Source organism: Streptomyces sp. WM6386 (genome assembly GCF_000972385.1).
Lineage (GTDB): Bacteria > Actinomycetota > Actinomycetes > Streptomycetales > Streptomycetaceae > Streptomyces.
This window is the reverse complement of sequence record NZ_JXTE01000050.1, coordinates 50,784-67,946: the sequence shown is the minus strand read 5'-3', so window position 1 is coordinate 67,946 and position 17,163 is coordinate 50,784. Positions and strand designations below refer to the sequence as shown.

Genomic DNA, 17,163 nt, shown 5'->3' with positions numbered 1-17,163 from the left:
GGCGGGCACCGGTCGCACGTTGACGTCGAGGGGGGCGGGCGCCTCGGGGGTGCCGGAGGCGTCGACGCGCGCGCCGAGGATGTCGGTCCATTCCGGCCGGGGCGCGGCTTGCGACGACGTACGGACGAGGGCGCCCTGGGATACGAGGATGCGGGCGACGGCGTCCATGACGACGACGGCGCGGACCTCGTGCGGGGCGTGGAGCTGCACGATCTGCCCGGTGGGGCGGTCGCGGTGGCCGTACCGGGGGCCGCGCCGCAGGATCTCCTCGACGAGCGCGGCAGGGGTGGTGTCGCGCAGGCTGATGTTGAGGAACCCGGGCCCGGTGACGACGACGTCGGTGACGCCGGGAGCGTCGAGGAGATGCGGCCGGAGAATCGCGGCGACCTTTGCCGATGGCTTCCCGGCGGGGCGGGCGAGCTGGAGGGCGATGTTGGTGGCGTAGTCACCACAGCCACCGGGCCCGGGGGGCGTGACGACGGCCCGTCCCGGAACGGTCACGCTCAGCTCCCCGCCGTCGACAGCGCGACGGACCGCGCGCAGCACGGTACGGGAGAGCTCGACGGGGGTCACGGGACAAGCGTAGGGGAGGAGGGGGGTGGGTAGGCGAGTCGGTTTGGGCGAAGGTCCGCGATGTGGACGGCGGTGCGAGACGGGGCCGGGCCGGCGCGGAAGATGGGGCGATCGGCCGACTCAGCCGCCGGTGCGCCCGGCCCTCTCGGTCTCCCCGGCGCCGAGGACGCGCCCGAAGACGTCGTCACCATCCTCCTCGGCCGGGTCCGCGGCATGCTTGCGCTCGATCAACTGCCGTACGAGCTGAACGAGTTCGGCAGGTTCGAAGGGCTTGGCCAGGAAGGCGTCGACGCCGACATCGAGACCGCTCTCGACCTCGTGCTGCGTACAGGCGCTGACGATGGCAAGAGGAAGATCTCGGGTCCGAGGATCGGAACGCAGCCGGGCGGCGGTCCGAAGCCCATCGAGTCGGGGCATAACGACATCAAGCGTCACCACATCGGGCCGCACCTGATGCACCACATCCAGACACTCGGCACCATCGGCCGCGGTCACGACCTCGATGCCCTCCAGCTCGAGATTGACCCTGATCAACTGCCGGATGACCTTGTTGTCGTCCACAACAAGCACCCGGCCCGATGCGCCTGGCACAACTCGAGAGTAGGTCCGGACCGGCCACCGCGTCCGGGTTTTACCGACTTCTGCCCCCACAGGGGAACGAACGAGATCACCAATCCCCACAACCGACCACGACGACCCCTCCCGGACAGGGCTACGACGCCGATAAACCCGTTCATGAACACCCCGACGGAGCTGGTAGTGTTCTACCCGTCGCCGCGAGCAACGCGACCGACACGCCCCCGTAGCTCAGGGGATAGAGCAACGGCCTCCGGAGCCGTGTGCGCAGGTTCGAATCCTGCCGGGGGCACTCGCCAGTCAGACAGCAAAAACCAGCTCTGACCTGTGCGGATGCCGACATGAAAGAGCGGGAGTCAGTCTCACTGACTCCCGCTCTTTGTCGTTGTTTCGCAGCGGTCGCGATAGACCTGCGATAGAGCATCGCTACGCTCCGGAGCCATCCTCCGGGCTCCACCCCATCGCCTGCTCGATCTTCCTGTTGTTCACCTCCTCGCTGTCGTCGATGACGCCGGCGTAGCGGCGGTGGATGACCTCTGGAGAGTTGCCCGCACGCCGGGCCACCTCGGCTACGGGGAGGCCGGCGCGGAGCCAGTTCGTGATGCAGGTGGCCCGTAGGTCGTACGGCTTGCGGGCCAGAGGGGATGCCACCTTGTGCGGGGTGAGCGCGAACGGCCGGGCTTCCTGCCAGACTCGCCAGTAGCTGGAGGTCCCGAGCAGTCCCCCGCGCTCGTTCGGGAACAGCCGGCCGTCCTTGGCCGTGCCGAACTCTGCGATGTGGGCCCGAAGCATCGCCACCAGAACGGGCGGAATCGGCACCGGTCGGTCCGCCCCGGGGTCCCGTGACTTCAGCCCGCGTTTGTCATGGCGCTCCCCCGAATCGGTCCACTTCTTTCCCGAGATCGGCCGTGTCTCTCGAAGAGTCAGCATCCCCCACTTCGCCTGGGGCTGCTTGAATCCCTTGACGAGACTCACGACGTACGGGGGCGGCTCAGGAAGGTGACAGTCGCCCAGCCTGAGTCCGACGACTTCAGCGGGTCGCATAGCGGCGTAAAGGATGCAGGCGAAGAAGGCGACCAGTCGACGCCCGCGGTTCCGGTGCACCGATCCCACGTACGAGACAGCTGTGAGAAGTTGCCTTCCCTGTAGCTCGTTCACCAGGGTTCGGGGGTCGACAGCATCGCCCCCTTGGGATGTGGATCGCTTCACGCCGTTCAGGGGGTTCTCTTCAAGATAGCCCTCTTGAATCGCGTACTCCATCGCGGTGTTGAATCCGCGACGTCTCCGCTTGTACGTATCGGCTGCGGCAGGGGTGTCGTCCAGCTTGAAGGACAGCCGATAGTGGACGTCCCGGATGACCTTGGAGTCCGTGAGAGCCGACAGCGGAAGCGAGTGCGCCGCGAGCCACGCGTACGCTGCCTCCAGCTCCTCCGGGGGTTCCTCGTCCTTGTGCGCCGGTACGACAGCCCACCGCACGGCGCGTCGAACGTCCTCCAGCGTCGGCGCCTTGGTGTCCTCCCCCATCATGGCGAGAGCCACAGTGGCGAGGCTGTCAGCCAACCCCTCGCGCGTCTTCGCGGCGGCGGTGCGCCATCGAACTGCCATGTATTCGCGGACGAATTCGAACCACGACGGATCATTACGCACCATGGCCGCCGCTTCGGCCGTCCGCACTTCGGACTCAGGAAGTCCATCCGTGATCCGAAAGGCTTCCCCTTTGCGCATGGCTTGCCGGAGTTCGGATCGGCGCCCATCGGCAAGCGCAGTGGTGGCAAACGTGGCGCTACTGACTTTGCCACCGACCTTCCAACGCAGTTGGTACGGCCGGGTTTTGCTGTTCACCCTTGTCACGTTCCATAGGCGAACATCGAAGGAATACCCCTCAGAGGCCGGACGGTTTTGCCGCCCGGCCCCCAAGTTGCTGTTGCTCGTCACGCGGCTTCCTCCAACGAGGTCAGCCAGCGATCGAGTTCGGAACGACGAATCCGTACGGAGCCGTTCGGGAGTTTGATGGACTTCGGGCCCTTCTTGCAGGCGCGCCAACGGTAGAAGGTCGCCCGAGGGATTCCGATCTCTTCGATCACCTGCGGGATGGTGAGCATTTCGTCGCGAGGCCTGGCCACGGCGTCACTCCTGTCGCGGATCGCTACGCCCCCTCCCCCAGCTCCGCTACATCCGCTACATCCGCTACACCGCAGGTCAGAAGCCTGTTTTCGGTAGCGGATGCGTAGCGTGTAGCGGATAGAACCGCCACACCGCTCCCGGGGTGTAGCGGATGTAGCGGCCCGGGAGGGCGGTGTAGCGGCTGATAGGTGGTCGGTCTGCTACGCGTTGACGCTGGTCAGAAGCGGTTCAGCGCCAGGCGTGGCCGATGTAGCGGATGTAGCGGATTCCAGGAGGGGCGGCAGCGGCGGCGGGCAGTAACGCATCCACGCGTCGCGCAGGTCTGCCTCGTAGTAGCCCTTGAGCAGTCCGGACGCGGTCCGCATGTTCCGGGCCTGGATCGGCTTGTTGTCCGCCCGCATGTACTCCTTGAGCATGCGCGAGAGCCGCCGGGAGTCCAGAGGCCTGCCGTTGAGGTCACCCCAGGGTGCGTCTTCCAGGCTGTTGAGCCTGTCCAAGATGACGGCCGTGGGGGCGCGGTCGGCGCCGTTGAACACGTGGTCACGCAGGTCGGTCAACAGGCGGACTCCGAGGGAGGATTCGCCGTTGTCCTGCGCCGCGCGGACGAGCTCCACGCAGGCCAGACGGGCGCGCTCCGGCCAGACGCCCCCGGCCGCGTCGGCGACCGCGAGCAGGGGTTCCCAAACGTCTGCCGGGCGGTCGGTGACGCCCTCCGGCATGGCGGGCCAAGCGCCGGCGATACGGTCGCGAACGGTGTCGGCCCAGGCGGCGAGCCGATCGCGCAAGGCATGGCCTTCGTGCTCGTTGAGTCGTTCGCGGTAAGGCTCAACAGTCTCGTTGGGCGCACGCTTACGCATGCGGATGATGACCGAGCGGGTCAGGATCGTGTCGGGCAGCGAGCCGAGTCCGGCCATGGCCACCGCGGCGTACGAGGGGAAGCCCTGCACGGTCTGGTTGGCGCCGTCGCCCACGCACCGGTACATGAGCCGCCCGCGCCGGTGTCCGGCGTTCAGGAACCCGCGGAGTTGTTCGTTCTCTCCGGCCTTGGGCCCGAATACGGTATCGATCTCATCGAAGACGATCGTGGGACGCTCACCGTCGATGCCGGAGACCGACCGGAAGAGCGCGGATGCCGACGCAGCCACGGCGGCCATGCTGTTGGGCACCAAGGTTTCCACGATCTCCAGCGCTCGGGACTTGCCGGATCCCGGCTCCGGGGAGAGGAACGCGATACGCGGGGTGGAGTCGAAGGAATCGAGCAGGTGAGCGTGGGCGTCCCACAGTGCCACGGCCACATAGGCGGCTTCGCTGGGGAAGATGTTGAAGCGGCGGTGGAACGCTTCGACCTCATCGAGCAGGGCCGCGCCGTCGATGGTCGGTGCGTGCGCCTCGGTGCTGGTCATACGGCGCTCCTCCCTTCTGTGCGGGGGGTGGTCCGGTGGGGGCAGTGCCCGACGCAGGCGCGGGTGGTCAGTTCGATGACGGCGCGCTTTCCGCGGGCACGTTCGTGGTGACCGCAGGCGCACAGCCAGTCCGCGACGGGTACGCCGGTCATGCGGATCTGCAAGCCGGGCTGAACGCCGCTCGCGAAGGTCACGGGCGGTTCGGGGGGAAGGGCTGAAAGGACGGCCTGGCGGCCGTCGTCCTTCGTGCCACGGCTGACCTCCGGGGTGACCAGAGACAGGCGCGTGCGGCCGGACGTGAGCCGGAACGGCTTTTCAGGGCCGCGGCGGGGGCTCATGCCGTCTCCCTCGGTCGGCAGGTGCGGATCGACCAGTCCAGGGCGCTGTGGATGGTGGTCCGGCACTCGCCCGGGGACAGTCCGGCCGCTTCGCCGGCCGCCTGAAAAGCCGTCTCGACCGCGTCCCGGGTGATCTCGCCCCATGCCACGAAGCGCCCCATGGCGCGGGCGCCCGCCAACAGCCGGTTGTTGCGTCCGCCCTCCGAGGTGCCCATGACGGCGGCCGTCTCGCGTTGCAGGGCCACCTCCGCACGGCGGGTGGCCTGGCTCGGGATGAGCAGTGGAGCAATGGCACGGCCGGTCCGAGCAGGAGTCTGAAGCAGGCTCAGAAGCCAGGCGGGCAGCGTGGCTACCGGGGCGCCGTTGATGACCTCGTAGGTTCCCTGGGGGGTGGTGCTGCCCGCGGCGACGATGTTCCCGCCCCACGCCCGGGTGTCCACGTTCGGCGCCACGGTGCGGGCGGTGTTGAACAGGCGGACGTTCGGCGGCACTGCGTAGTACAGGTGCAGTCCGCCGCTGGGCGTCCGCACCGTGTACGTGAGGGAGATTGGCTGTCCGGCGCGCTCGCAGAGCGCCGCAAAGGACGTCGCGCCGTCAGGTGCGTCCGAACTGCCCTTCCCGCTCTTCTCCTTGGGCACGTCCAGGTCGACGACGACCAGGCCGGAGGGCCCGGTGGCGATGCCGACGTTGAACGCGCCCGCAGTCCACGCAGCGCGGATGCGGTCGGGGTCGGTGGTGGCGCGCTGTTCCCACTTCACGTGTCCGTCGGCGCACTCGCCGGTGTAGCGGCAAGTGCGTTCGCCGTGCAGCGCGGAGCCCTTGGCGGCGGGTCGGAGCGGGTGGATGTACCAGCCGCGGGCGGCGGCGTGCAGCGCTGCGGACAGCAGCGCGGGTCGTGCGTCATGCGTCATGCTGGAGGTCTCCGGTTCTGTCGAAGGGACGGGAGAGCCGGGGCGGTCGCGATTCTTTGGCGAGAGGGCGACCGCTCCGGGCGTCTTCAGGCGATGTCCAGAGCGAGCTGGGCCGGTTCGGGGTCCACGGCTTCGGGTGCGGATTCGGCGGCCAGCAGCGTGCGGTAGGCGAGCGCGGCCTGATGGATGACCACGCCGTTGCCGAGGATCTTGAGCTGGTCGGAGCGGGATAGGCCCAGGTCCGGGCCGGTCACCCAGCCGGGATCGGCGCCCATCATCCATTCCACGAACGCCGGGGACAGCCGGCGGTTGCCCTTGATGCCCGGCTCGGTCGGCTCCGGCGCCGGGCGTCCCAGCACCTGCTCCCAACGCCGGATGGCGGGGCCGTAGTCGGTGCCGTTGGTGGCCACCCACCGCGAGCCGTCGGCCAGGTCGCGGGCCAGGTACTCGATCGACGGGCGCGAGCTCGCACCCTCGGATGCGGAGCGGTTGCGGCCGTAGCGGGCGGCGGTCGGAGTCGGCAGCAGGTTGACGACCACCTCGTTCAGCGGGCGCGAGTTGGTGCCGATCAGGTTGGAGGCGCCCGACTTCCAGTCCCGCGCGGCCGGAGTCGGCAGCAGGGTCACGGCGGTGCGCAGATTCATCCCACCCTGGCGCTTGGGCGAGAGGCCGGGACCGCCGGTGCCGTCGGCGGCGGCCGGGGTGGGCAACAGCCTCAGGCCCCGGCCGGGGGCAGCAAGAAGACCACTTCGTCCTCCAGCGTCGGCCCGTGCCCGCCCGTCTTGCGCTTGTCCGGATGCTGCGGTCCCCCGTTCCTGCCCAACTGGGAGGTGGGGGTCTTCAGCAGCGGGATACGCGACGGCGAACCACCGGTCGCGCCGGTGGCAGGCTCCGACTTCGGGATCTCCAGCGCGTAGGCACATCCACCGCGCGTCGTACCCGCTCGCGGCCAGGTCGGCGGCGACGACGTCGAGTCCCCGACTTCGGAGGGCGGCGACGTTTTCCAGGAAGACGAGTCGGGGTCGAAGGTGGCGAATGGCTCGGGCGATGGTTTTCCACAGGCCTGATCGGTCACCGGCGATCCCTCCCCGAGGTCCGGCGTTGGAGATGTCCTGGCAGGGGAAACCGGCGGTCAGCGCCGCCGGACGCGCAACCTCGGCGGCCAGCGCCGGCCAGTCGACGGCGGTGATGTCACCCAGGTTGCGCGAGTGGAGGAAGCGGGTGGCGAGCAGGCGAGAGGCGGCCGGGTCCTTCTCGCCGACCAGGACCGTGGGCAGGCCGGTGACGGCTTCCACGGCCAGGTCCAGCGCACCGGAGCCGGTGCACAGGCTGATGTTGCCGCCCTCCGGCGGCACGGCGGGACGATGGGTCATGCTGGGAGGTCTCCGGTTCTGTCGAAGGGACGGGAGAGCCGGGGCGGTCGCGATTCTTTGGCGAGAGGGCGACCGCCCCGGGCGCATCTAGAACGGGGGCTTGTCGGCGTTTCCGTCGGTGTTCCACGGGTCGCCAGAGGCGTCCGGCTTGTCGCCCGTCTTGCCGTTGATGGCGACGGTGGTGAAGCGGAGCGAGGCGCCGATGTCGTCGACTTCCACGGCGAGCATGGAGCGGTTCTCGCCCTGATCGGTCTGCCAGTTGTGCTGACGGATCCGGCCGGAGAGCACCACGCGCGAGCCCTTCGTGAGGGACTCGGCGACGTGTTCGGCGAGCGAGCGCCAGGCGGCGCAGCGGAAGAACGTGGATGTGCCGTCCTTCCACTGGCCGGCGTCCTTGTCGAAGGTGCGCGGGGTGGAGGCGATGGTGAACTTGGCGAGTGCCTGGCCGGAGTCGGTGAACTTCAGCTCCGGGTCGGCGGTCAGGTTGCCGATGATCGTGACCGGGGTCTCTCCGAGCGACATGCTGTCTCCCTGGTTCAGTGCTTGGAGCGGGTGAGTTTGAGGGTGATGCCGCCGACGCCGATGGGTCCGGCGGCGCCGGCGATGACGGTGGCGGCGTGGGCGGCGGCATCGAGCAGCGCGCACAGGGCGACGACCAGTCCCCAGGTGCCGAGGGCGGCAGCCGCGGCGACGGCGAGGGGGATCAGGATTCGGTGCCACGGGATGCCGTGGTGGGTACTGCCCTGGACGACGATGACGACTGGCGCTCCGGTGGCTTCGGCGCGGCGGTAGGCGTCGGCGGGGATGTGCGGGGCGAGGATCCCCGGCGGGTCACGGTCGGACATCGAGCCTCCCTCGGGTAGGCCGCGGGCCCGCGCCGGTGTGAGGCGTGGGCCCGTGCGGGTGGGGTGTCAGCGTCAGGTGTCAGGGGGTGTCAGGAAGGGGTGTCACGCGTTTCTGACAGCGGGTTTGCCTAGGGTTTTGGGTGTCAGGGGGTCGTGACGGTGTCAGGCGTCAGGCTGGTGTCAGGCGGCCTGCGGGGTGGGGACGATGCGCCACCGTCCGGTGGCGTTCGTCGGCTCCAACCGGCCCTCGATCGCGGCCTCTTTGAGGCGGGCGGACACCCACGGGCGGGAGAGGTTGTTGCGGTCGCACCAGTCCATGAAGTCCTTCGGGCCCACGATCATCTGGCCCGCGTCCTCGAACTCGGCCAGCGCGGCAGCGAACAACCGCCGCGCCTCCTCCGGAGACGGCTTGCGGCCGCTCTCCTCACCGAAGAGCGGGGTGTCGTCACCCTCCTCCGGCTCCGGCAACTCCTCTTCCGGGTCGATGTCCACGTCCTCGGGATCGACCAGGAGCCCGGCGTCGTCCATGTCGTCCTCCTCCTCGCGGACAACCCGCAGCCCGGTCGGCTGCTGGCCGTCGTCGTCGGCAGCGGTGCGGCCGGTGTAGGCGCGTCCGGCCACGGAAGAGGCCGCACCCGCGGTGACGGGGTCGGCGACCGCGCCGTTGGCTTGCGCCCATGCGGCGAGGCGTTCCATGACCGGCACGGCCCGGAGGCTGAAGCGCCGGGTGCGGCCCGGTGAGGGGTAGCGGGCCTCGTCGATGCCCGGCGAGACGACGTAGCAGTAGCCCGGTCGCCGGTTGCCCCACGCCCCGGGGTGCGCGCCCGCGTCGAGGACCGTCTCCGGCAGCGAGAACCCCTCATCCCGCGGGTCGCAGCCGAGCGCGATCACGGAGGGCAGGGAGGCGCGGGTGGAGGTGGACATCTGGTCGTACGACGGGCGCTGCAACGACACGATCAGGGAGATTCCGGCGGACCGGGCTTCCTGCGCGATGCCGGTGAACGTGTCATCGCCCAACGCGCGCAGGGTGTTGGCGGCCTCCTCGAACCAGGTCACCAGGAACGGCATCCCCGCACAGCCACAGGCGCGGCCGTCCGTGCGGCAGGAATGTTCCGGGTCTTCTGCACCTGTGCGGCGGCGGGAACCCACTGGCGGTAGCCGTGCGAGCCGAGCCACCGCGTGCGCGCCGGGATGACCGCCTCCACGGCCGCGACCATGACCTCGGTCTGCGAGCCGCCCTCCGCAGCCCAGTCCAGCCCGGCCCGCACCGGAGCGAAGTCCTGGAAGGCTTTGGGATCGGAGAACCACACGATGACGTCCCGGCGGGAGAGAACCTCCGTGAGCAGGTTCAGGGCGGCATCACCCTTGCCGGAGCCGGTACCGCCCGCGATCAGACCGTGGGTGGAGTTACGGCCCACTTCCGGGTCGCCGGGCAGCCACATCACCAGCGCGGAGCCGTCGTCGTAGCGGCCGAGAACCAGGGGTTCGGCGATCGAGCCGCCCAGGTTGGACGGGCCCTCCCACTCCACGACTTCGGCGAGCATGTCTTCCGGCACGATGACCAGCTCGCCGCGGCGTGCGGAACCCGCGTCGGGGGTGTAGCGGATGGCGGAGGTCGGCAGGTCCAGCGCGGACGCGATCCGCGCCAGCGCCTTGGTGACGTCCTCGTTGGTCTGCTCGCCGGGCTGCAGCGCGAGCGGCGCGGTGACCCGGTTCGGCTCCACCTTCGCCGCCCCGATCTGCGCCCGCGCCAACCCCACCTTCTCCAGCAGACCACCGTCCGAACTACCCGGCGTGCCTTCAACGTTGTGGCGCAGGACCTGGCGCACGTTCCAGGACAGGGCCACCGCCGGCCCGCCCATCAGATACAGGTCATCGACCGGCCCGGCCGTCGGTCCGGCCAGGCACGCGGCCGTGACCCATGCGGAGCCGCACGCGACGGTGACCGCGGAGTGCAGGCGGCGCTGTTTGGTGGTCGACTTGCCCGCGGCCCAGGTGACGCCGGTCAGCGCCACCGACGCGAGCGTGAGGCCGACGCCGGCGGCCGCGTTGTCCGGCCACCGCCAGTGCCCCAACGCGCCGACCAGACCGGTTCCGGCCCAGCCGAGCCACGGCGGCAGGTGCGGCTTGGCCTTGTGCAGCAGGTAGGCGCGCACCGTGCCGTTCTCCGGCCCGCCGTGCGGGTCCATGACGTAGCCGGTCATGCCGTCGGGGTAGGGGGTCGTCATGCTGTTTCGGTTCCTGCTCATCGGCCAACCTCCTTACTGCTGAGCCCAGTTCATGACCGGCTGCTGCGGACGCCGGGCCCGGTGACGGACCCGATTGATCTCTTCCTCGTACTCCTGCTGGAACGCGGAGTAGCAGGCGGCGGCGTCCCGGGCGGCGTGGCGCAGGTGGTCCGCGGAGCGCTTCATCCTGCGGGCCACCTTCTTGGCCCGGATCCGGGAGCCGAACGGCCGCCCGTCCGGGTCCGGCACCACCGCCAGGACGCTTTCGAGGATCTCCGCGGCCATCGCCACCTCGATGGACAGCGTCACGCCGGCCGCGCGCAGGGTGTTGCAGTAGTTGCGGACCTGCGCCGGGGAGTTGAACTCCGGGGCCGGCAGCAGGGATCCGGCCTGCGAGCCGCCTCCGATGGTCTGGTTCCGGTTGATGTTGATGTTGATCGGCGGGGTGAACGCACTGCCCAGCCCGCCCAAGAGCCCGCCGGCGGCGGCCCCCGCGTTGGCGAACTTGTTGCCCTTGGGGTTGCCGGCCGCGCCGTTGGTGGTGCCGTTCTGCGTGGGGGTTGCCATCAGAGCAGGTCTCCTCGGGTCAGTGCGTGCGGCGGACGATGAGCCACGCGGTCTGAGCGACGATCACCGTGAGCAGCCACAGCAGCGGCAGCGGACCGGCCCACGGCCCGAACCCCGCGGCGAACGCGGCCCACGTGAACGCGAGCGTGGCGAAGACGGCCAGCGCGATGCGCCAGGCCAGCGTGGAACCCTGCGCGGGGCGCGAGCGCTGCACGACGGCGAACCACACCGCCGGTGCTATGGCCGTGGGGGCGAGCACGAGAGCCGACCACCAGGCGATGACGTGCAGCAGCCCGGTGACCACCAGGGCCAGCAGGGCGAGGCCGGTCGGGGCGAGCGCATGCCGGGCCATCCACAGCCCACGGCCCACGAACCCGAGCGCCTCACGAGTCAGGGACGGATGCTCGGGGACGACGACCACGAACGGCTGCGCGCGGCGCCCGCGCTGACGCGGGAGCCGGACGGTGTGGACGCCTGCGGCGGTCTTCACCTTGCGGGTACGGGTACGACTGGACATAGCGAAGCTCCTTGGGAGTTGAAGGACTCAGGCAGCGCGCTGTTCCTCGGCGACCAGGCACATCCCGCAGATGCCGTACGAGCGCGGGATGCAGTAGCCGACATCGAGCAGGCAGCGGGGGCAGGTACGGCGAGCGAGCATCGCCAGCGCGAGCGCACCCCACTTGCGGGAGGTCATCGGACGGACCGGCTTGGCCAGATCGATCCGGTAGAGGTAGGCAACCTGCACGCCCCCGGCCCGCCGGTTGGCCCGCATCACCTGAGCAGCAATCGGCTGGCCACCCGGACGCAGCCCCTTCGCGCGAAGCTGTCGCCGGGTGGCCAGACCGTCGGGGGCCAGGCGGAACGGGTAGGTGGGGATGCCGTAGCGAGCGCCGGTCGGATCGAAGCAGCGACCATAGGCGTGAGACATGACGCGGGCCTCCCGCTCAACCGGCGATCGCGGCGGGGAAGTCGGCCAGGTACGGCTCACGCGCCTTGACCCGGCCGCGCGCCGTACGGGCCGTCGACTCCGACGCCCCGAGCCCCGCTCCGGCCATCGCCATCGTCATGCGGGTCGTGCTCGGCTGCGTGAAGTCGGTGCCGTACAGCGCCCGCACCAACTGGTCCACCCGGTTCGCGTAGATCACCGGCAGGCAGAGGTCGACGACCGTCGACGACTTGGCGACGGGGACCGGATCCGGGGTGACGGGCGTCGACACGGTCTCGATCGCCACCGGCTCCACCGGAGCCGCGGACACCGGATCCAACACTGGATTCGCCGATGCGGTCGACACGGGCGGCAGCACGTCGACGGGCACCGTGACGGGTGTCGACGGTGCTTCGACGCCCGTCGGCGGGGTGGTGACGCCCGTCATCGCCCGTCGGGCGAGGTAGGCGTGCACCTGCCGCATCAGCGCGCCGAACGCCAGCAGAGCGGCCACCGGCGGGACCGCTGCAACCACGTAGTTGAGGGCGTTGGCGTCCTGCCCGACCCCGGCCACGTTCAGCGCGATGGAGGCGCCGTCCCCTGCGGTGACCAGGGCGATTGCCCACCAGTCGACCCGATGGGCGAGCGAGGCACGCAGGATCAGCAGTTCCCCGATCACGATGAACAGATCCACCGTGGCGGGCCAGGCCCACGACCGGGCCACCGCCTCCTGCATGCCGTGCCGGGCGGCAACCTCCTGCAAGTGCTCGTACGAGAGCCAGAACGCCACCGCGGTCAGCACCACCGTGAGCACCGCCGCGAGCGCGGTAATGGCGCGGTCTACATTGACGGGCGTCGACGGCGCCTTGCCGGGCGTCAACGAGGCGTCGACGCGAGCCGGGGCGTTCATGCCGCACCCGCTTCCGCGAGCACCGGGACGGCGATGTCGCCGTAGCCGACCAACTCCAGCTCTGCACCCGCGTAGGCAGCGATCGTGCGCAGAACGCTGGTTCGGCCGTCGCCCTGTACGCGGTATTCGACGTCGCCGGGGGCGGCATCAAGCGCCTCGCGCCAGGCCTCGAAGTCAAGCAAGCCGGAGTGGAGCGCAAGCTCCAACCGGTCGGGGTAGATGGGCGAGATGCTCACGGTTGGCGCGGGCAGGTGCCCGAAGTCGATGGCCAGCAGGCGCAGTGCGCGCATCGGCGCGGCCAGGTCCTCCAGCGTCAGGTTCTGGCTCACGCGGCCACTCCCGTCCGCAGGCTGCGGCGACGGGCGGCGTTGGGCGTGGGCAGGGGCGCCAGGCGGAGCAGGCCCGCCTCGTCCAGCGTCCGCGCAGCCACCTGCACCGCGCGGTCGGGAAGCTCGGGGTAGTCGGCGAGGATGTCGCGGGCCGCGTCCAGCCGGGCGGCGCGCTCCTCCTCGGTCTCCCCCTGGACTCCGAGCCACAGGTCAACCGGGGTACCGAGGGCAAGTTCGAGGAAGTCTTCCGTTGTGTCGGCCTGGTGGCCGGAGACGTAGCTATGCATGGCTTGCTCCTGAGTCGAAGGGACGGAGAGAGCCGGGGGCCGCGAAACGTTGGCGAGAGGGCGGCCAGCCCGAGAAGCGGCCACCACCGCAGAGGCGGCGGGCCGAAGTGCCCCGGTCGGGAGTCGAACCCGAACGTGCAACCAGCGGGGCGAGGAAGGGAACCGGCTTCGCCGGCCCGCCGCTTGCGGCGGCGGACTGGCCCCGAGCCGGGAAGGCCGGGTGCGTCATCGTCACTGCTCTGACGCCAGCAGGGCGGCGCACACCAGGTGGCATCCAACGGGTTGACCTCCCGTGAGGAAGGGATGATCCCGAGGGCTGTTCTCCAGAGCCGGTGCGCGGGGAAGTGGCCGCCGGCGGCCGTCACCCGGGCCGCTGCGGGAACGGGGAATCTCACCCCGTCGGCTTGTCACGCTGTGGAGTTGTCAAGGAACGACCAGCTCAGGGCCCCTGTGGAAGCGAGCTATCCCGTACCGGAACGACTTCAGATTGACCTAGGTCAATCTGACTGTCAAGAGGCTTCGCCACGCCCGGCCTGAGATTGACCTAGGTCCGGTTACCCTCGGGGCTATGGATTCGAGTCCCGACGCACCCAAGCCGACGGCTAAGGACATCGCTGCGAGATACCGCAGAGAGATCACAGATGGCGAGCGCGAACCCGGTTCCCGCCTGCCCGCAGCACGTCAGCTTGCCAAGGACCTCGGCGTGCAGCTCATGACCGTGCAGAGCGCGTACGGCCAGCTCCGCGAAGAGGGGCTTGTGCTCACTCAGCAGGGGCGCGGGACGTTCGTCCGCGACCCGTCGGTACCCCTCGGCACGGAGCCGGGAAGCAGCCCCGCCTACGCTGCCCTCTCCGAAGAGCTCAGCACGATTCATGACGCCCTCCGCTTGCTCGGTGAGCGCCTGGAGCGTCTTGAGCAACTCGTAGGCAGCAAGCCTCCGCCCTCACAGTGAGTTCGTCCGCGCGCTGCAACAGCCGCTCGACTGTGGCGCGCGCCTTGCTCAACCCCGCTTTGATCAAAGCGAGTTCTGCGGGCGTCAGCCCTCCCGACTCGTCGTTTCGCTCGTTGATCCCTGGCATGTCTACGAGCATGTGGCCACACACGGCAGAGGACCCGGACAGACTGTCCGGGTCCTCTTTCCTTGCAGGCCAGGCAGGTTGACGATGTGTCACCCCATGGCGTCGTCTACGGCATCCAGCACGGCGCGCCACGGAAGCTCCCGCCCTGCTGGCGCCTCCCTCGGCTCGTACAGCGGCCAGGCCTCTGGCCCATACACGAGGTGGACGCCTCCTGCCCGCAGGGCGTCGATGTGTCGCTGCCAAGCCGGGTGGCGGGCGTGAGCCGCGTTCACCCGAGGGAAGACGACGACCGGCAAGCCGAGCGTGCCGATGGCTTCGCCCACCTGCGTCAGCGCCTGGTTGTCCATCACACCCGAAGCCAGCTTTGCGACCATGTTGGCTGACGCCGGCGCAACCACGTAGCAGTCAACCGGCGGGTGCGGTCGAGTCTCCCCAGGAACCCGCGGTGCATCGCGGACGGGCAGCCCAGTCAGCTTCTCCAACCGTTCAACTTCGCCGGTCATCCGCAACCACTCACCAGCGGTTGGCGTCAGGGTCACGGCCACCTGCCAACCACGGTCTATCGCAGGCTCGACAAGGCCGGTCCGGAGCGCCTCCACTCCCCCAGCTGCCGAGCCGACGACTCCGAGCACCCCGCGCTTGCCTGAACTCACTGCACCGCCCTGCACCGTTGCGCCATCACAAACACCTCGGACGAACGCGAACCTCCGGTCACGGGGGACTGCTTGATCAGATCCCGCAGCGTCTCGCGCACCCTCGGATTGTTGCGTACAAGCTGCGGCGACGTGCGCTCAGCGGTACGCAGCTCCGCGAACGCGGCGTCGCCCTGGCCGGCGAGCGACAGGGCACGCGCATAGTCGATGCGGTGCGAGACGCTGCGCTCCTGCGGCATGTGGTCAACGTTGATCCGGCCGTGTTCCACGACGTACGAGACGTTGTCGAGATCCAGCTCAACGGACAGGCGATGGAGCAGGACGTTCGTCGGCCCGAACCCGGTGTGCCAGTAATTCTCATCCGACCCGAGGTCATCCGCGAGTTCTTCGGCACGGTCCAACAGCCCCGTAGCGGTGGAGCGGTCCTGATGCCGCGCCGCCGCGACCGCGGCGCGCAGGTGGATCATCCCCAATAGGCTTAGCGCCGCCGGATCGTGCTCGGTCACTTGAGACGACAGCCATGCGGCGGCCGTGTTGCCGAGTTCGAGGGCATCGTCATAGCGCCCGTTGGCAAGCAGAGCGTGTGTGCCAGACCGTGCCGCGGACGCCAGCACGAGCGGATCGTCCGACTCGTCAGCGGCTCGCATCGCGCGCTCGGCGGCAAGCCACGAGATATCCGACTCTCCGATCTTCGCGAGTGTCGTAGCCGCGAGGTGGTGAGTCCGGGCCGATACTGCCCAGCAATCGCCCCGGTCCTCACCACGCCGGCCTGCTCGCTCCTCCAACTCCTGTGCCGTCTGAAGCAGGGCAGGGAGCGCAGCAATGACGCTGCTGAGTCGTCCGCCCTGGTAGTCGTTCCATGCCTGCTCCACACGCACGGCGGCAGGTGCAGGCGTAGGGAGCTGAGCCTCAACGGCGGGCCCGAAGAGCAGCCGTGAGAGACGACGCGGACTCATGAGCGCATCACGCACGGCGGGGACGTCGTCTTGCTGCCGTTCGTCTTCCATGAGCACGGCTTGACCGAGCAGATCCCCGAGAGGAACCCGCAGAATGCGAGCAAGATCCGTGAGCATGTCGATCCGAGGCGGCTTGCGGCGCCCGGTCTCGATCTTCGCGAGCCAGTCGGTGCTACGACCGACCAGGCCAGCCAGCACCTCTTGCGTGTAGCCGCGCCGCTTTCGGTAGAACGCGATGCGCTCGCCGATGCTGAGGTGATCTCCAAGACCACGCATGTGGTGCTGCCTCCCGGTGGAGTAGGGGCATCCTTCACGGTACCGATCAGGTGGCGGGGCGGGCAGGGCGCCTAGCGCCGCCAAGGTCAGATTGCGGCGGCCACCGCATGACAGCCCGGACAGAATGTCCGGGCTCAAGAAGCGCCGCCCGCGGCGCCTGAGAAATGCGCCCGTGTCCACAGGCAGTGGACCGATGCGCCCCCGAACGCGCCGTCTGCCCACCTGGTTGCGCCCTGCCGTAAGACCTGCTCTTTCGCAATCCTGGCGTGAGTCGACACCTGGGGGGCGTGATGAGTAAGCGTGGTGTGGTGCAGGGTGGCTTAGCAGTTGTCGTGGCGGTGCTGCTGTCTAGTTGCGGCTCTGCGACGACAAAGACACCAGCGGGGCACCAGGAGCGATTGCGTAAAGCAGCAGGAATCGAGGTGTTCTACGTCGAGTGCCGCCGGGATCTCTGGGACCTGACGTCTGCTGATACGGACAGCGACGGAAGCAGCCGCCACGGGCGAGACGGGGTGAAGGGTGCGAAGATCACCGGAGGGTCTGGAGAACTCTCCCGCGTGCGCCTGAGCGGACATCAACTCGCCGACTACATGCGCGTACTGGATTGGCGAGCGCACCCCCCGAGTGGGGACGGTCTTGCAGAGGCCGTGCGTATGTACGACGAGATTGCCCGCGTCTTGGACGGCATCAAATCCCCGCCGCCGGCGGACGCTCCTCCCCTCCTGGTTGTGGACAACGGCTTCCTCGGTTCCACGTCTCCCACGCCGTCCGGAGACCCATCTCCAGCACGAAGCTGACAAGCACGTGCTG

The 17,163-nt window shown here is 69.3% G+C and carries 18 protein-coding genes, 1 tRNA gene and 2 pseudogenes; 2 read left to right on the top strand and 19 right to left on the bottom strand.

The annotated features are described in order from the left end of the window. Window positions 1-573: pseudogene (locus TN53_RS27370) on the bottom strand (hypothetical protein); the annotation flags it as partial. A gap of 120 nt (window positions 574-693) precedes the next feature. Next, the gene (locus TN53_RS27365; protein ID WP_046261335.1) at window positions 694-1,134 is read right to left on the bottom strand and encodes a response regulator; all 441 of its coding nucleotides are present in this window, start codon (window positions 1,132-1,134) and stop codon (window positions 694-696) included. Between the two features lie 235 nt (window positions 1,135-1,369). Here TN53_RS27365 and TN53_RS27360 point away from each other — a divergent pair. Next, window positions 1,370-1,441 (top strand) — tRNA-Arg (locus TN53_RS27360). Window positions 1,442-1,575: 134 nt separating this feature from the next. Here TN53_RS27360 and TN53_RS27355 read toward each other — a convergent pair. The 15 genes and pseudogenes from TN53_RS27355 to TN53_RS27285 all read right to left on the bottom strand — a co-directional run bounded on the left by TN53_RS27355 (window position 1,576) and on the right by TN53_RS27285 (window position 13,389). Beyond that, entirely contained in the window at window positions 1,576-3,084 is a 1,509-nt protein-coding gene (locus tag TN53_RS27355) for a tyrosine-type recombinase/integrase (RefSeq protein WP_199924659.1), read from the bottom strand. Further along, window positions 3,081-3,272: a helix-turn-helix transcriptional regulator gene (locus TN53_RS27350; RefSeq protein WP_046261334.1), complete on the bottom strand. Its 192-nt coding sequence runs from the start codon at window positions 3,270-3,272 to the stop codon at window positions 3,081-3,083. Before TN53_RS27350 ends, TN53_RS27355 begins: the two co-directional genes overlap by 4 nt. A 201-nt stretch (window positions 3,273-3,473) precedes the next feature. Then, entirely contained in the window at window positions 3,474-4,676 is a 1,203-nt protein-coding gene (locus TN53_RS27345) for a DUF3631 domain-containing protein (protein ID WP_046261333.1), read from the bottom strand. Continuing rightward, window positions 4,673-5,014, bottom strand: a complete 342-nt coding sequence (locus TN53_RS27340) for a hypothetical protein (RefSeq protein WP_234441721.1) — start codon at window positions 5,012-5,014, stop codon at window positions 4,673-4,675. The genes TN53_RS27345 and TN53_RS27340 overlap by 4 nt, the downstream gene beginning before the upstream one ends. Beyond that, window positions 5,011-5,925, bottom strand: a complete 915-nt coding sequence (locus tag TN53_RS27335; protein WP_046261332.1) for a bifunctional DNA primase/polymerase — start codon at window positions 5,923-5,925, stop codon at window positions 5,011-5,013. Before TN53_RS27335 ends, TN53_RS27340 begins: the two co-directional genes overlap by 4 nt. Window positions 5,926-6,011: 86 nt before the next feature. Continuing rightward, window positions 6,012-7,298 carry a DNA cytosine methyltransferase gene (locus TN53_RS27330; RefSeq protein ID WP_046261331.1) on the bottom strand — a complete coding sequence of 429 codons (1,287 nt, stop codon included), beginning with the start codon at window positions 7,296-7,298 and terminating at the stop codon, window positions 6,012-6,014. A gap of 87 nt (window positions 7,299-7,385) precedes the next feature. Next, the gene (ssb, locus tag TN53_RS27325) at window positions 7,386-7,820 is read right to left on the bottom strand and encodes a single-stranded DNA-binding protein (RefSeq protein WP_046261330.1); all 435 of its coding nucleotides are present in this window, start codon (window positions 7,818-7,820) and stop codon (window positions 7,386-7,388) included. A gap of 14 nt (window positions 7,821-7,834) precedes the next feature. Further along, a complete protein-coding gene (locus tag TN53_RS27320) occupies window positions 7,835-8,143 on the bottom strand; it encodes a hypothetical protein (protein ID WP_046261329.1) in 309 nt (102 codons plus the stop codon). A 180-nt stretch (window positions 8,144-8,323) separates the two neighbouring features. After that, window positions 8,324-10,347: pseudogene (gene traB, locus TN53_RS27315) on the bottom strand (plasmid transfer protein TraB). Window positions 10,348-10,404: 57 nt separating this feature from the next. After that, window positions 10,405-10,938 carry a plasmid transfer protein TraA gene (traA, locus tag TN53_RS27310; RefSeq protein ID WP_046261328.1) on the bottom strand — a complete coding sequence of 178 codons (534 nt, stop codon included), beginning with the start codon at window positions 10,936-10,938 and terminating at the stop codon, window positions 10,405-10,407. Between the two features lie 19 nt (window positions 10,939-10,957). Beyond that, complete coding sequence (locus TN53_RS27305; protein WP_046261327.1) at window positions 10,958-11,455, bottom strand: hypothetical protein; 498 nt, start codon at window positions 11,453-11,455, stop codon at window positions 10,958-10,960. A gap of 27 nt (window positions 11,456-11,482) precedes the next feature. Beyond that, a complete protein-coding gene (locus tag TN53_RS27300; RefSeq protein ID WP_046261326.1) occupies window positions 11,483-11,866 on the bottom strand; it encodes an RRQRL motif-containing zinc-binding protein in 384 nt (127 codons plus the stop codon). A 16-nt stretch (window positions 11,867-11,882) separates the two neighbouring features. Further along, window positions 11,883-12,773 (bottom strand): DUF2637 domain-containing protein, encoded by an 891-nt coding sequence (locus TN53_RS27295; RefSeq protein WP_063776277.1) that lies wholly within the window; start codon window positions 12,771-12,773, stop codon window positions 11,883-11,885. After that, window positions 12,770-13,102, bottom strand: coding sequence for a hypothetical protein (locus TN53_RS27290; RefSeq protein ID WP_046261325.1), 333 nt, complete (start codon window positions 13,100-13,102; stop codon window positions 12,770-12,772). Before TN53_RS27290 ends, TN53_RS27295 begins: the two co-directional genes overlap by 4 nt. Continuing rightward, complete coding sequence (locus TN53_RS27285; protein WP_046261324.1) at window positions 13,099-13,389, bottom strand: hypothetical protein; 291 nt, start codon at window positions 13,387-13,389, stop codon at window positions 13,099-13,101. The genes TN53_RS27290 and TN53_RS27285 overlap by 4 nt, the downstream gene beginning before the upstream one ends. Window positions 13,390-13,957: 568 nt before the next feature. Here TN53_RS27285 and TN53_RS27280 point away from each other — a divergent pair. Then, window positions 13,958-14,341, top strand: a complete 384-nt coding sequence (locus tag TN53_RS27280) for a GntR family transcriptional regulator (protein WP_046261323.1) — start codon at window positions 13,958-13,960, stop codon at window positions 14,339-14,341. A 216-nt stretch (window positions 14,342-14,557) separates the two neighbouring features. Here the strand turns inward: TN53_RS27280 and TN53_RS27275 are convergent, their stop codons facing one another. Both TN53_RS27275 and TN53_RS27270 read right to left on the bottom strand, forming a co-directional pair. Then, the gene (locus TN53_RS27275; RefSeq protein ID WP_267886565.1) at window positions 14,558-15,067 is read right to left on the bottom strand and encodes a flavoprotein; all 510 of its coding nucleotides are present in this window, start codon (window positions 15,065-15,067) and stop codon (window positions 14,558-14,560) included. A gap of 50 nt (window positions 15,068-15,117) precedes the next feature. Next, the gene (locus TN53_RS27270; RefSeq protein ID WP_046261321.1) at window positions 15,118-16,353 is read right to left on the bottom strand and encodes a helix-turn-helix domain-containing protein; all 1,236 of its coding nucleotides are present in this window, start codon (window positions 16,351-16,353) and stop codon (window positions 15,118-15,120) included. Window positions 16,354-17,163 lie beyond the last annotated feature (810 nt).

Bases quoted from the DNA above. Each gene is read 5' to 3' on its own strand.
- TN53_RS27345 (WP_046261333.1), bottom strand. From the start codon at position 4,676: ATGACCAGCACCGAGGCGCACGCACCGACCATCGACGGCGCGGCCCTG.
- TN53_RS27340 (WP_234441721.1), bottom strand. From the start codon at position 5,014: ATGAGCCCCCGCCGCGGCCCTGAAAAGCCGTTCCGGCTCACGTCCGGC.
- TN53_RS27335 (WP_046261332.1), bottom strand. From the start codon at position 5,925: ATGACGCATGACGCACGACCCGCGCTGCTGTCCGCAGCGCTGCACGCC.
- TN53_RS27330 (WP_046261331.1), bottom strand. From the start codon at position 7,298: ATGACCCATCGTCCCGCCGTGCCGCCGGAGGGCGGCAACATCAGCCTG.
- ssb (WP_046261330.1), bottom strand. From the start codon at position 7,820: ATGTCGCTCGGAGAGACCCCGGTCACGATCATCGGCAACCTGACCGCC.
- TN53_RS27320 (WP_046261329.1), bottom strand. From the start codon at position 8,143: ATGTCCGACCGTGACCCGCCGGGGATCCTCGCCCCGCACATCCCCGCC.
- traA (WP_046261328.1), bottom strand. From the start codon at position 10,938: ATGGCAACCCCCACGCAGAACGGCACCACCAACGGCGCGGCCGGCAAC.
- TN53_RS27305 (WP_046261327.1), bottom strand. From the start codon at position 11,455: ATGTCCAGTCGTACCCGTACCCGCAAGGTGAAGACCGCCGCAGGCGTC.
- TN53_RS27300 (WP_046261326.1), bottom strand. From the start codon at position 11,866: ATGTCTCACGCCTATGGTCGCTGCTTCGATCCGACCGGCGCTCGCTAC.
- TN53_RS27295 (WP_063776277.1), bottom strand. From the start codon at position 12,773: ATGAACGCCCCGGCTCGCGTCGACGCCTCGTTGACGCCCGGCAAGGCG.
- TN53_RS27285 (WP_046261324.1), bottom strand. From the start codon at position 13,389: ATGCATAGCTACGTCTCCGGCCACCAGGCCGACACAACGGAAGACTTC.
- TN53_RS27280 (WP_046261323.1), top strand. From the start codon at position 13,958: ATGGATTCGAGTCCCGACGCACCCAAGCCGACGGCTAAGGACATCGCT.
- TN53_RS27270 (WP_046261321.1), bottom strand. From the start codon at position 16,353: ATGCGTGGTCTTGGAGATCACCTCAGCATCGGCGAGCGCATCGCGTTC.